The organism is Methanosarcina sp. UBA289, from assembly GCA_002496565.1.
Classification (GTDB): domain Archaea; phylum Halobacteriota; class Methanosarcinia; order Methanosarcinales; family Methanosarcinaceae; genus Methanosarcina.
The window spans coordinates 244557-257903 of the sequence record DAKJ01000017.1 but is presented as its reverse complement, the minus strand read 5'-3'; the positions used below and the strand labels follow the sequence as shown (position 1 = coordinate 257903).

12 protein-coding genes are annotated in these 13347 nt (G+C 38.8%); 8 read left to right on the top strand and 4 right to left on the bottom strand.

Going from position 1 to position 13347, the window contains the following annotated elements; translation table 11 throughout:
• Nucleotides 1-94 precede the first annotated feature (94 nt).
• Nucleotides 95-325 carry a hypothetical protein gene (locus tag BP549_RS07315; protein WP_292379453.1) on the bottom strand — a complete coding sequence of 77 codons (231 nt, stop codon included), beginning with the start codon at nucleotides 323-325 and terminating at the stop codon, nucleotides 95-97.
• A 43-nt stretch (nucleotides 326-368) separates the two neighbouring features.
• Between BP549_RS07315 and BP549_RS07310 the strand changes: the two genes are divergently transcribed.
• Genes BP549_RS07310 through BP549_RS07300 form a run of 3 tightly spaced genes read left to right on the top strand, consistent with a single transcriptional unit; the run spans nucleotide 369 to nucleotide 2531 of the window.
• Complete coding sequence (locus BP549_RS07310; RefSeq protein ID WP_292379452.1) at nucleotides 369-734, top strand: hypothetical protein; 366 nt, start codon at nucleotides 369-371, stop codon at nucleotides 732-734.
• A 21-nt stretch (nucleotides 735-755) separates the two neighbouring features.
• Nucleotides 756-2309, top strand: coding sequence for a flippase (locus BP549_RS07305; protein WP_292379451.1), 1554 nt, complete (start codon nucleotides 756-758; stop codon nucleotides 2307-2309).
• A 30-nt stretch (nucleotides 2310-2339) separates the two neighbouring features.
• Nucleotides 2340-2531, top strand: coding sequence for a hypothetical protein (locus tag BP549_RS07300; protein ID WP_292379449.1), 192 nt, complete (start codon nucleotides 2340-2342; stop codon nucleotides 2529-2531).
• Nucleotides 2532-2600: 69 nt separating this feature from the next.
• Here BP549_RS07300 and BP549_RS07295 read toward each other — a convergent pair whose 3' ends face one another.
• Nucleotides 2601-2957: a DUF488 domain-containing protein gene (locus tag BP549_RS07295; protein WP_292379448.1), complete on the bottom strand. Its 357-nt coding sequence runs from the start codon at nucleotides 2955-2957 to the stop codon at nucleotides 2601-2603.
• A gap of 214 nt (nucleotides 2958-3171) precedes the next feature.
• On the opposite strand from BP549_RS07295, the gene BP549_RS07290 reads away from it, so the two are divergent.
• The 5 genes from BP549_RS07290 (at nucleotide 3172) to BP549_RS07270 (ending at nucleotide 8477) form a co-directional block, all read left to right on the top strand.
• Nucleotides 3172-4002: a YihY/virulence factor BrkB family protein gene (locus tag BP549_RS07290; RefSeq protein WP_292379623.1), complete on the top strand. Its 831-nt coding sequence runs from the start codon at nucleotides 3172-3174 to the stop codon at nucleotides 4000-4002.
• A gap of 369 nt (nucleotides 4003-4371) precedes the next feature.
• Complete coding sequence (gene modA, locus BP549_RS07285; RefSeq protein ID WP_292379445.1) at nucleotides 4372-5202, top strand: molybdate ABC transporter substrate-binding protein; 831 nt, start codon at nucleotides 4372-4374, stop codon at nucleotides 5200-5202.
• Between the two features lie 11 nt (nucleotides 5203-5213).
• The gene (modB, locus tag BP549_RS07280; protein ID WP_292373518.1) at nucleotides 5214-5897 is read left to right on the top strand and encodes a molybdate ABC transporter permease subunit; all 684 of its coding nucleotides are present in this window, start codon (nucleotides 5214-5216) and stop codon (nucleotides 5895-5897) included.
• A 24-nt stretch (nucleotides 5898-5921) separates the two neighbouring features.
• The gene (locus BP549_RS07275) at nucleotides 5922-7037 is read left to right on the top strand and encodes an ABC transporter ATP-binding protein (RefSeq protein WP_292379443.1); all 1116 of its coding nucleotides are present in this window, start codon (nucleotides 5922-5924) and stop codon (nucleotides 7035-7037) included.
• An 852-nt stretch (nucleotides 7038-7889) separates the two neighbouring features.
• A complete protein-coding gene (locus BP549_RS07270) occupies nucleotides 7890-8477 on the top strand; it encodes a GNAT family N-acetyltransferase (protein ID WP_292379441.1) in 588 nt (195 codons plus the stop codon).
• Between the two features lie 325 nt (nucleotides 8478-8802).
• Here BP549_RS07270 and BP549_RS07265 read toward each other — a convergent pair whose 3' ends face one another.
• Nucleotides 8803-9651, bottom strand: coding sequence for a methanogenesis marker 8 protein (locus BP549_RS07265; protein WP_292379440.1), 849 nt, complete (start codon nucleotides 9649-9651; stop codon nucleotides 8803-8805).
• 219 nt (nucleotides 9652-9870) lie between these two features.
• Nucleotides 9871-12864 carry a tetratricopeptide repeat protein gene (locus BP549_RS07260; RefSeq protein ID WP_292379438.1) on the bottom strand — a complete coding sequence of 998 codons (2994 nt, stop codon included), beginning with the start codon at nucleotides 12862-12864 and terminating at the stop codon, nucleotides 9871-9873.
• Nucleotides 12865-13347 lie beyond the last annotated feature (483 nt).

Here is a 13347-nt window from a genome sequence, read left to right as displayed (position 1 = left end):
ATCAATATTCTACGCAAGGTAGGTAAAACCCAGACCTGCCTTCCATAACCCAATCTGAATCTAACCCAGATTCACCCTAAAATTCAAAGAGATCCTACCCGGGATCAAAACCAAAATCCAACCTGTGATCCAACAGGAGTTCTATCGGGTTCAACCCAAAACCCAACCTGTGATCCAATAGGGGTCTTTCCGAATTCAACCCATAGTCCAAGCCTCTAATACTCGGAACCCAATCGAGGATTAACCCAAAATCCTCACTCGAGCCAGTCAGAACCAAGCCAGGACTCAACCCTGATCCAACCCGGAAATTGGCCCCAAAATCCAATCGAAGATTTAGCTCCGATCCATCCTAAAGGTCGTAAGAAATCATGCAGCTTATCAAGAAACCCAAGATAGACCTTGTCTTGAAAGCTCACAAAGGGGCAGCCAGACAAGAAGTTCAGCAAAAAGACAGCAATACAAACAAATTTAAAATTCTCAGCTGTTTTAAGGAATTTGAAACAGCAAACTTTGAAACCCGAAACCCTAAAATGAGATTTTCTATCAAATACAACACCAGTACCCTATCTGGTAATATCTGCAAGACTCAAGAGTCAGGTTTAGCTTTCCTGCAAACTGCAAAAAAAAGCCTATCAAGCTCTAGTCTGCAGTTGACTGAGAATTTATCACAAGCAGTCACTGGCAAGGCAACCGAATATTGCTCCTGCCCATTGACCCAGGAAGTCGGGAACTAACTGCAATAAAACGGTATTAACATGTCAGTTAACGACTCGGTCAACCGGATAGTGGCAGGTTCCGGTGTAATACTTGCAGGAACCTTCATAGGAATGCTTCTCGACATCCTCACTAAAAAAGTACTCACATCACAACTTGCGCCAGCAGACTTTGGTACATACTCCCTTGCACTTACTGTGATCTCAATTACAGGTGCATTTGCAACCCTTGGACTCAATGAAGGCGTACCAAGATATATTGCCTTCTTCAGGGGCAGGCACGAGGAACAGAAGTTACCTGAGTTAATAATCTCAGCCATGCTTATGGGCTTGATTGCAGGTTTGCTTTCAATTCTGGTCTCTCCTTCTCTGTTCTATAGTCTGGCCGGGAATGGATTCGATGCAGAGGGTAAAATCCTGCCCGTAGTAAAGATCCTGATCCTTGCAGTTCCGTTCACAATACTCCTGAACCTGACAGTAGCAGTCTACAGAGGATTCGGTCGTACAAGTGTTAATATGTACTTCTACAACATAATAAGGCCGGCTTCTCTGCTTGTTTTTGCTATAGTTGCCGTATTAATTGGGTCTTCTCTGAACGGTGTTGTGTTTGCGGATCTGCTTTCAATGATCTTTACCTTCGGTATAATGACTGTGTACTTTATAAAAAGGCCGCCAATCAAGCGGGAGACCAAGCAGAAACGGAAAATTCAATTCAGTGATACAACTAGACAGTTAATAAGATACTCGTTCCCGCTTTTGATAACTGCAACTCTGCTCAACCTCATGAGCTGGATAGACACAATAATGCTAGGTTACTTCAAGTCAGCTGAAGTCGTTGGGATTTACAATGCAGTATACCCTCTTGTAGGGTTCCTATCCCTAGTAATAGCTTCCATGGGCTATGTATATGTCCCTGTAACTTCCAGGTTATGGGGTCAAAACAATACTGCACCACTTGGCTCAATTTATTCGGTAATGACTAAATGGTGCTTCCTACTTACATTCCCTCTCTTTGCACTGATATTCGTTTACCCTGAATACTTTATTACGAAACTTTACGGGGCTCAATACGTAAGTGGTGCCACGGCCTTGCGTATCCTTGCCATGGGATTCATAGCAAACTCGTACTTTGGATTTAACTATCACACTCTGTTAGCCTCCGGAGACTCGGATTTCCTTATGAAATGCTCAGTAGCAAGTGCAGGCATTAATGCTGTCATCAACTTCCTGCTTATACCTGAGTATGGCATGATAGGTGCAGCTATAGGGACTGCGATATCCTATTCAACAATCGAAGTCTCTATGACTTTGAGGGCATGGAGGAAGCAGAATATGCATCCGTTCACTTCGATGTACAAGAAATTGACTCTGATAGTTATCTTGATAGTCGGATCCATGCTCGCAGCCAAGAATGCTCATCTGCTTACTGGAGCAACCTGGGAGTACGTAATCTTCATAGTCGGGTATTTCCTGATTGTCCATCGGGCAAAAATATTGGATAATACTGAAATGAAGATGATAGGTGAAATTCGGAAGAATCTCAGATACAACATTCGCCTCCACATCCCCAAAGCACTCAAGGCCCTTGCATCATAATTTGGTCTTGGCAGAGGAAATTTGGTCTAGGTGAAGGAAAAAGGCCGGCAACCTCTTTTTGAAGGTGCCGGCAGCTTTCTTATTATAGTTTTCAGTAGAAAGTTCCATGTCCAAATATTACCAATATTTTTGAAAGAATTAATAAATATTTTTGAAATAATAAATAATATTTTCAAAAGAATTGAAGCTGGACTACGGGATTTACTTGAAAAACAAAGCTAACGGTACAGAATCCACCTGTAAAAAGTTTGCTACCCATCTTACTGACTGATTAAATTCAGGCTTTCAAAGCTACTGTCTTTTTAATCTGGATTCAAGGTATTCCTTTAGAACTATAGCGTTATTAAAAGTCTCACTTTTTGCAGCATAAAGCAGAGTAAGATCATTTTCTTTCGCTTTTTCGAGAAGTTTTCTTACATATTCTTCTTTTTGCTCCAGTTCTTTAAGGTAGCATTCCCTGAATTCTTCCCATTTTTCAGGATCATGGGAAAACCATTTTCTAAGTTTGTCTTCAGGAGCTATTTCTTTTATCCAGAGATCAAGCCTTGCTTCACTTTTCCTGAGTCCTCTGGGCCAGAGTTTATCCACAAGTACCCTAAATCCATCCTGATCGGATGGCGGTTCGTAAACTCTTTTTACTCGAATCAACTGCCTACCCCTCTAGCTATTTTACTCCTCTTAATTAGTTTACTCCTCTTACCACTTTATTCTTCTTAACCGGTTTATGTGTCTTCAAGTATATCTAAGTCCTTTATATCCATTTTAATTATTCTTCCTCGCATTCTGAGACAGAAAATAAAGTTACACAAAAATTTAATAAGAACTCTTTAATAAAAGTGCAATATATTATATATTGGGAAATATGAGCCGGGGGTACGTAAGAGATCTTATTACCGAAACAATAAAGGAATGGCTGGAAGATGATGCAATGACTTACAGCGCTGCACTGGCATATTATTTCGTATTAAGTCTTCCTGCTCTCCTGTTACTTTCGGTATCAATAGGTAGTATTTTTATAGTGTCTAAAAGTCTTCAGGAGACCATACTCAATCACCTGGATGGGATCATAGATGAGGCAATGAAAAATATGATAATATTACTTTTTGAGCAAATTCCGGATCTCAGTTCCCTGTCAATAAGTGCATTAATAAGTCTTATTCTGCTGCTCTGGAGTGCGAGTAACGTTTTCAGACAATTGAAGAATTTCCTTGAGAAAGCATGGGATATCAAACCCACCGAATCCAACAGAATTAAAAATTTTACAAGGAATGCAGCCATCTCCTTTGTTATAGTTATATTTTTTGGAGGGCTGCTCGTACTGAGCATACTTGTTGAAGGCCTTCTTTATGCGGCTTCAAACTTGTTCCAACAATTTCTACTATTTTCACCTTTGATTGTTGATTATACAGGTTCAATAGCCAGCTTCCTTATTCTTGTGCTTTTTTTCATATTTGTGTATAGAGTCCTTCCCGATAAGAGTTTTGACATGAAATCGATTTTTGTAGGGGCTATCGTAACAGCAGTTCTTGTAACAATAGGAAAATACGCGATTATATTTTTTATTGCATACAGTAACCCTACAAGCATATATGGAGCAATAGGGTCCATTATAGGGTTATTTCTTTTGTTTTACTATTCCTCAATTATGATTACGCTCGGGGCTGAGTTCACAAAAATATATTCAGAATCTTAGGACTTTTTCCATATAAACAAGGTCTAAATTTTCTTTAATACTGTGTTCTGTTTTATTTTTGCTATTTAATTTCCTTGAAATCATGGTTAATATTATTTTTTTGAAGAGTGATATCCCCGACTGTAAAACTTTCCTTGATATTGACACCGGGAATCTTCTTATACTATTAGAGTAGAGGAAGAAAAGCGTTATGTATAATCAAACATAACGCCTCGTTTATAACACGAGTTATCACACAATATTGCTGTTGCCAGAGAATGTAAATATGGGAAAAATAAAGAAGTGGCTTGTATTGCCTAAGGTTTATTATTCTCAATTCTAAGTTCAACTACGTAAGTAATTATAAAAATGTTTTGTGTAGGTGAAGTTATGAAAAAAGGACTGATAGTTCTGTTAATTTTACTAGGTGTATTCCTTGCAATAGGATGTACTGATAATGGAAATGAAGCTACAAAAGAAACAGGTATCCCAGTTACAGAAGAAACTCCAGTTTCTGAACAGGACCCTGAAACGATTACAGTATCTGCAGCTGCCAGCCTTACCGAAGCTTTTACAGATATGGAACCCAAATTTGAAGCCGAAAACCCTGGCGTAGATGTGAATTTCAATTTTGGAGGTTCAGGTAACCTGCGTAAGCAGATTGAAGGAGGAGCTCCTGCGGATGTTTTTGCTTCAGCTGATGAGAGTCAGATGGACATCCTTGCTAATGAAACCCTTATCGACAACAGTTCAAGAAAGGATTTTGTCAAGAATTCACTTGTACTTATTATCCCTGCAAACAGTAACCTTAATATCACTGGTGTGAAAGATCTGACTGATCCTAAAGTTAAGAAAATCGGCATCGGAAATCCTGATACAGTCCCTGTCGGAAATTATACGCGTACCGCAATGACTGAAGCAGGTTTGTGGAGTCAGCTCGAAAATAAGGTGGTACTTGCTGAAGACGTCAAACAGGTACTCGTATACGTGGAAAGAGGAGAAGTAGATGCGGGTTTTGTATACATGACTGACGCAATGACTGCACCAGAAACCATCAAAATCGTTACAAATGTGTCTGTTAATACTCCTGTAAACTACCCGATAGCCATTGTTTCTTCTTCCGAACATAAAGAAGACGCACAGGAATTCATCGATTTCGTGGCAGGAAAAGAAGGACAGGAAACGCTGGAAAAATACGGATTCACGGTATTATCCGAATAACGGAATAAAATATGACTCCAATGCTTGACCAGATATGGTTTCCTATCTCTATTACATTCCGGATAGCCGCCATCTCTTCCTTTCTCGTATTATGTAGCGGAGTATTCTTGGCTTATATATTTGCAAGGCGTGATTTCCGGGGAAAAGAGCTTGCAGAGCTGTTGATAACACTTCCTCTGATACTTCCACCTACAGTAATCGGTTATTTTCTGGTGATCCTATTAGGGAAAAACGGATTTATTGGACAATTGATTTACAGCATTACAGGCACTGGAATCATGTTTACCTGGCAAGCTGGAGTTATTGCGGCTTATACGGTTTCTTTACCTCTTATGGTGAGAACTGCACAAGCAGCCATTGAAGCCGTGGATAAAGAACTTGAATATGCAGCCTATATTCTTGGGAAAAGCGAGATTGAAACTGCTTTCCTAATAACTCTGCCCCTTGCAAAAAGGGGCATACTGGCAGGCCTGGTACTAAGTTTTGCAAGGGCTGTCGGAGAATTTGGAGCCACTCTCATGCTTTCAGGAAATATCCCGGGAAAAACGAATACGATGTCGATTTCAATCTACAGTGCTTTTCAAGCAGGGAATAACGAACTTGCTAATGTACTGGTTTTAGTCCTTACCCTTATGTCCCTGATATCCATTGCTCTTACTGGAAAAATTGCAAGTAGAGGAAAATCAAAGGTATAAGCTTGACTGTTTAGAGGTATAAGCTTGAGTATCAAGGTTAACATTAGAAAATGCTATCATGAAGCTGGAAGTAGTAAAAAAAGCGGGGCTAAGAAAGCTTTTATGCTTAATGTCAGCTTTGAAATGGAAAACGAACTTATCGTACTTTTTGGGCCATCAGGGTCTGGAAAAACGACACTGTTCAAATGCATATCGGGAATCACGGAGCCTGATGATGGAAATATAACCGTGGATAGTAAAGTGTATTACGATAAAAAAATAAAAACTAATCTGCCAATCCAGAAGCGCAATCTGGGCTATGTTTTCCAAAGTTCTACCCTATTCCCCCATATGGACGTAAGAAAAAATATAGAATGCGGTCTCAAGAATTGGAATAAAGAAAGTCGGGAAAAAAGATTAATGGAAATGCTGAGCCTTCTTCATATAGAGGAGCTAGAAAAACGTCATCCATCTCAGCTTTCAGGTGGGCAGAAGCAGAGAGTAGCTCTGGCAAGGGCCCTGGCTCCAGAACCAGAACTCTTACTGCTGGATGAACCTTTTTCTGCACTTGATAAAGAAATAAAAACCGAGCTTATTGAAAAAATAAAGAATTTACAACACGAGCTCAAAATCCCATTGTTGTTCATTACTCACAACCTTGAAGAGGTCTTCATGCTGGCTGACAGGGTTCTTGTTTTGCATGGGGGAAAAGTACAGCAGTTTGGTACTCTGGATGAAATATTCTATCACCCAAAAAACCTGCATGTAGCTAAGCTAATCGGCCTGTCAAATCTTTTTGACGATGCTAGGGTTGTGGGACATGATGAAATCTCCAGAAGTACAATATTAATGAGTGGAGACATGAAGATTAGGGTACCTTCTCTGAAACTTAATCCCGGAGATATGGTCTCTTGGGGAGTCCATCCTGAGAACATAACTTTTCTCCCTCCAGGCCATGAAGATCAGGATAAGAACATTTATATGGCACATGTCGTCAGTATTATCAATAAAGGACCAAAGAAAAAGATTACAGTCAACCTTGCTAGACATCATAAAACCCTGACCGCAGAAGTACCTGCACAATTTGTCGATTCCTTGAAGTTAAATGCAGGAGATTCCTGCCTGGTCAAATTAGAAATTAGTAAAATCGTGACATTTTGAATAAAGTTTCGTTTTAATATGCTTGATTTTTTATTCGCATCATACTGAAGTAAAAGCCAGGTACATTAGGTTTTCCACAGCTCGCAGAATTGAAAAACTGTTAAATATTCACCCTATAAGTCCCATTATCTGGAGAATAGGCATTTGGGTATAGCAATTAATTGAAAGTTCTGCAGTAATTTTAGAAATTTATTACATCTCAAAAATAACTCAAAGGCAAGGGGCTCTCAACGTCAACAGGATTACAAAACATAATATCCTCTAGTTTTCTGCTAAGAAGCAATCTTTACAATAAATGAAATAAATACAGGCAGAATTCATCTTTATATTATTTTTATTACTTTGGAATTTTATGGCCTAATTTGGTATTCAAGATTTAAGCTGTAGACTGATATTTAATCCTATATTTAATCCTTGATTTTGCAAAAATCTATGAAATTAATTAATATAATTGGCTTTTTTTGAGATTATAGAATAGAATTCAACAAAATTGTATTATATCAATAATTTTATATATTATCAATTAATATTATAATATAGGCATCTGATAAGCGCTTTTCTTATATACCCAACTAGTTTTATACCCCCTAAATCCCAAACCACCTCCCAATATCAGATGCCTTACTCCCTTCAATTTTGTTAATTAAAATCAATCCAATTTTTTGATATATTTCTATCTTTCTATCTTTCTAATCTTTTTCTTGTTTTGTAATTATTTTATCAAATATATATTGACTAAGTTCCTTATTTCATGTATAAATCTATTATTTTCCTCTTAAAACCATAGACTAGAAGTTCTCTTAAAATTATATCATCAAAAAGATTATATAAAAGTATATCTAATTCCGATACATGCCTTTACTCTTATCTCCTATCAATACCAAGCGTTTATGCCTGCTCCCTGCCACGTTGAAACTGTATCTTCTGGAGTTACACGACCTCCCGGCTTTTGCTTCAGTTCTTAATGCTCATGTTCCTGAAGAATGGCCACCTGACCAGATAACACCTGAAGTGATCGAAGATTTTATCGGGCGAATTCAGGCCAGAGAACGAAAAATCTGGAGTTTTTATTGGATTCTCCGCCAGAAAGATCCTGAACAATCTATTTTGATAGGAAATGGAGGATTTCTTGCTCATAAGAATGGGACATTTGAAATAGGATATTCTTTGCTTGCCAAATATCACGGTAAGGGATATGCAACCGAAGCTGTTCAATCGATGGTACAATGGGCTTCTTCCAGCCTCAAAAGAGACAGAATTGTAGCTTATACATACCCTCACATGAAAGCCTCAATTCGAGTCCTGGAAAAGAATGGTTTTCTTTTAAAAGGAAAAGGTCCGGAAGAAGGGACCATAGCTTACGAGTTTTTTAATGTAGATGAAAATCCGATCTCATACTCCATAGAAGTTCAAGTGAAGGAAGTTTTTTACAGAAAATAATTGAAATACTTCCAGAAAATCCTATATGATAGCAGTATAAACCAAATTTTATATATTTGTAAATATTATAGTGAAATGGGGCATCTGTGAACTTTTCTTATAAATACCCTCCAATCTATCTCCATTCCTCCTCCCAAAAACGGATGCCCTATTATCCTAAAACTGCCAGAATTTTTCCCTAAAAGAGGTAGTTTATCTATCAGCTTATCTATTGTAGAAAATAGAAAGCTTCATTCATCCAATAAAAAGACTAAGTAAAAAAATAACGGAGTAAAATAATAACGGTTTCTATGCCATTTTCATTCGTTATATTTCAATCCTAATTTTACTTCAGTTCTCTTGGCTGCTTGTTTTCAGGCAGCACAGGCAGGGGCATGGTATTGATAAGAATGGGGCTTTTGATATCCTTTGCTCTCTCAATCACAAGTTCTTTTCCTTTCTGAGTAAGGGCAAAAAGCGGAACTGCGGTTCCTACCTGAGCAAGAGGCTTTACGAGGTCTCTGACAGGCTTTGAAGCACAACTGGTCACAATGTCTGAATTTTCCACCAGGCTCTGGGCTTCTTCCCTGTTTAAACCTGTAACATGGACTCCAATTACTATTAAATCAAGCCCGAGTTCGACTTCAAGCTTCCGTAATTCTTTTGCGGTTTCAGCGAAGGCCGCAGTTACTGCAATCTTTTTGTGCCCGAGTTCTGCTGCCCTTTTAACTCCTGCAACAGGGTCCATTTTTGCAGTTGAAGGGTCGAGCACGATTCCACCACGTTCCTGAATCCCGTTTATGATGGCATTGATTGGCTCGGTTTCGACCAGGCCGGACATCCTGCCACCCATGCCCTGAACGAGAGTGGGGTTATTGGAAATAACTGTTCCTGCGCCTTCACAGGCGGTCACGGTTGTGTCAAGTAAACCCCGGCTCAGGCCGGTCATCATAACTTCGGATGCTCCAAACCCTACAAAGTCCTCGAGTTCCAGCCGGCGCTTATCGGTAAACATCCCGAAATCGCTGATCCTGAATTCCATATTCTTCTTGACTTCTTCAGTGGTGATCTTCTGGATCCCACGTATCTTGGCAAAGAGGGGGCACCATTTGACTTCAGGCTCTCCGACTTCGATAACCTTTCCGTCTTTTACGACTACTCTTGTTTTTCCAAGCAATTCCATTATATGAGGCATAGTTTCACCTTTACTGGTTGAGTAAAAATATAATTGTTAAGAAACTAAAATTATGTAAAAATTAAAGGTAAAGTTTGTGGCTATTTATATAATAGCTTTTGGTTTAGGGATTTTTGATTCTAGCTATGGCTTGAAATAGATGTTTTTATTGATTCGAATCAAAATTTTACAAGTTTTTAATTTGTTGAGCTAGAAAAGTGAAGTTTGCGTTTTGAAAGATTACTTTTTGGATTTCAGCTTGCTGACGATAGCCTTAAGGAAACATCTTGAAACTGGCGGATTTTTTGAAGTTTTATCGTCTTCAGACTCTTCAAGTTCCTTCAATTTATTCTCACAAAAGCTAATTGTCCTCGGATCTTCAATAGTTTCTCCTATAGCTAGGAATTTCTTCAAAAACTCAATCACTTTTCTTGTTTCTCCTAGATCACTGTATGCTAATCCCCGACTTCCAAGGTGATTTCCTTCGCCGCGCCTATCCCCTATTTCTTTTGCGATTTTAGGTGCTTTCTCATGATATTCAATCGCTTTTCTGGGCTCACCCAGGTTACGGTATGCATTCTCCAGATTTCCAAGGTGATTTCGTTCTCCGTGCCTGTCCCCTATCTCTTTGGATATTTCAAGTGCTTTCTCGTGATATTCAATCGCTTTTCTTGTTTCTCCCAGATCACTGTATGCTAACCCTAGATTTCCAAAGTCTTCACTTTCTCCACGCCTGTCCCCTATCTCTTTAGATATCTCAAGTGCCTTCTCGTGATATTCAATTGCTTTTCTTGTTTCTCCCAGATTACAGTGTATGTTCCCCAAATTTCCAAGGTCTGCACCTTCTCCGCGTCTGTCCCCTATTTCTTTTGCGATTTTAAGCGCTTCCTCGTGATATTCAATTGCTTTTCTTGTTTCTCCCAGATCACTATATGCTAACCCCAGATTTCCAAGGTCTGCACTTTCTCCACGCCTGTCTCCTATCTCTTTAGATATCTCAAGTGCCTTCTCGTGATATTCAATTGCTTTTTTAGGTTCGCCTAGGTTACGGTATGCGTTCCCCAGATTTCCAAGGCGATTTCCTTCTCCGCGCCTATCCCCTATTTCTTTTGCGATTTTAAGTGCCTGTTCATAAAATTTAATCGCTTTTCTGGGTTCGCCCAAATCATAGTACGCCAACCCTATATTTCCAAGGCGATTTCCTTCTCCGCGTCTGTCCCCTATCTCTATTGCGATTTTAAGTGCCTGTTCATAAAATTTAATCGCTTTTCTGGGTGAGCCCAGATTACGGTATGCTAACCCCAGATTCCCAAGGTTATTTCCTTCTCCACATCTGTCCCTTATCTCTATTGCGATTTTAAGTGCTTTCTCGTGATATTCAATCGCTTTTCTGGGCTCACCCAGATCACTGTATGCTAACCCCAGATTCCCAAGAACAGTACCATGAACCTGTTTATCTTTAAGAATTGTTTCATCTTTGAAACGGACTTTTGGCAATAATTTTTCATAAATTTCGATTAATGTTCTAGAATTCCCCCAGAGATCCAGAAGATTATGAAGATTGCATTCCCATATTATAGACGCTGCTAGATCACACTCTCCAGCTCCACAGGCGTGATAATGGGCTTCAATTGCTGGCTGAAGGTCTTCTTTTTTGGTTGGGTTTTCCGGTAGTGGGAGATAAAGATAATATCTTACTGCACGTATATGAGCTTCTTTTTTGTTTTTCAGGTCTTCATAGGAAAATTCTTGAACTAGAGGATGGATCCAATAAATCCCGTTGTGATCCGTTTCCAGAAGGGATTTATCAATAAGCTTCCTTATGGCATCCACAGGGGTATTTCCAGTAAACATCTCATTGAGACCTTTGATACTTACGGGCTCACGATAAACCGAGATACGTTCAAGAAGTTCTTTTTCACTCCCTGCAAGTTTATCAAACAATTTTCTTGCTTTTATTATTGTATCCTCTTTGTCTTTTCGATAAATGCTTAAGTCTTCAATAATGTCAGAAGCTCCAAATTCTTTTATAAGTTCCACGAGGATCTTCAGGGCGAGAGGGTGACCATCCACGCCTGTAGCCAGTTCTTCCAGCTTCTTAGACCCAATGTTGGCGAGCTCATTTTTTTCAAGATAATTAACCGCAAAATTGGGTTTCAAACCTTTGAGATCCTGCTTATCCTCATTTTCTACTACATCAATCAGTTTTTCCCCATTTTCGAAGATAGGAAGAGTTCTGCTTGTTACGATAACTTTTGCATTATGAGTGTTGTGTCGCAGGGAAGAAAAGAGAAGTTCGATTCCGTTGTCTGCAAAATGTTGATCTTCAAGAATGGTACTCAAGTCATCAAAAATAATCCAGACTTCGCTTCTTCTTTGAAATTCGCCTGTGAGTTTATCAACGTCAAGTTTTCCAGGCTCTCTCCTTTCTTCTTTAAAAGATGCAATTTCTGGTGCTTTCAGATAGGAGGCCAGCTTTTCAAGGATATCTCCCAGTTTTGAGCTCTGATTTTGATTAAAGTCAAACCAGAAAGGTTCAGGTACGTTTACAGGTCTAAGGTCTATAAGAGCCCTAGCAAGAGTGGATTTTCCCACTCCACCTACTCCGCTGATAAGTAAAATTCGGTGATTTTCGAGGTATGTAAGTGCTTTCCTTAACTCTTCTGAACGGTTTTCGGTAACGAATAGCTTTAGTTTTTCTGGATAATATGGAAGGGTTGAAGGGTTGTAACGGTTCAGTATTTCCTGGTTTGCGGCTTCTTTCCTTTTCTTATCCAGATACTCAATGATTTTGATTAGTTCGTCTCCAGAAGGCGTTTTAAAATTGAAGAAATTATTGTAATTTCCTAATGCAAGCTGGTCAACGTTTTCAACATTGAAATTTATTACAATAGATTCAATTTCCTTTACTAAACCTGGATTTTCTTTCAATAATTTCAATATTTCCTGCTGAAGTTCTTCCTTTGCTTTTGGATCATGGGAGTTTCTGAGAACTTTTGTAAGTGCTTTTTCAAGGGATTCACTCATTCTAGGGCTTATTTTCTCCAGCAGAGCTTGTGCTCTTCTCCCACTTTCAGAACCGAGTTTCTCAAAGGCTTTTTCATAAATCATATCCACAAGAACTTCTTTGCCTTTGTCAACTGCAGGTTTTCCTGCAATGCACAGGGCAGAAAAGGCAGGAACAAGAATATTTGTTGTTTGCTGGGCGAGCTGGACAAGAGTGGCTGGATCCATGAGCTCCTCCGAATTCTTTTTGATATTGGAGGCAGGTAAAATAAATTTTGTTATTTATAACGGCTAGAATAAAAATTTCACAGGTTTTAACTTATTCCAGGGCTTCGTTTGATAATATTCGAAAATTTCAGCTTTTTTGCAGACTTCAGGGAAAAGGTCGCTCTCCTGCGTCGAGCGTGAAGTTGCCAGGGTTCTGAAAAGCAGTACTCACAACCGGTTATTAAAGTATAACATGAAAAATAAACTTTACAAATTTGCTATATTTTTTAAGTGTTTCTGCGGCATTATTTTCACTAAATAGAGATAAGTCAAAACATGGTGAGAGTAAGGAATGATACGAACTGTTAGCTGATCGACTGTCCAAATTTAGTTAATGTCCTAACGAGGTTTCTAATATATTAAATAATAAATTAACTTGGGGGTTATATATGAAAAATTATATACTAGTTATAATATTTGGTGTTTTATTCATATCGTTAACAG

Bases quoted from the DNA above. Each gene is read 5' to 3' on its own strand.
- BP549_RS07310 (WP_292379452.1), top strand. From the start codon at position 369: ATGCAGCTTATCAAGAAACCCAAGATAGACCTTGTCTTGAAAGCTCAC.
- BP549_RS07305 (WP_292379451.1), top strand. From the start codon at position 756: ATGTCAGTTAACGACTCGGTCAACCGGATAGTGGCAGGTTCCGGTGTA.
- BP549_RS07290 (WP_292379623.1), top strand. From the start codon at position 3,172: ATGAGCCGGGGGTACGTAAGAGATCTTATTACCGAAACAATAAAGGAA.
- modA (WP_292379445.1), top strand. From the start codon at position 4,372: ATGAAAAAAGGACTGATAGTTCTGTTAATTTTACTAGGTGTATTCCTT.
- modB (WP_292373518.1), top strand. From the start codon at position 5,214: ATGACTCCAATGCTTGACCAGATATGGTTTCCTATCTCTATTACATTC.
- BP549_RS07270 (WP_292379441.1), top strand. From the start codon at position 7,890: ATGCCTTTACTCTTATCTCCTATCAATACCAAGCGTTTATGCCTGCTC.
- BP549_RS07265 (WP_292379440.1), bottom strand. From the start codon at position 9,651: ATGCCTCATATAATGGAATTGCTTGGAAAAACAAGAGTAGTCGTAAAA.
- BP549_RS07260 (WP_292379438.1), bottom strand. From the start codon at position 12,864: ATGGATCCAGCCACTCTTGTCCAGCTCGCCCAGCAAACAACAAATATT.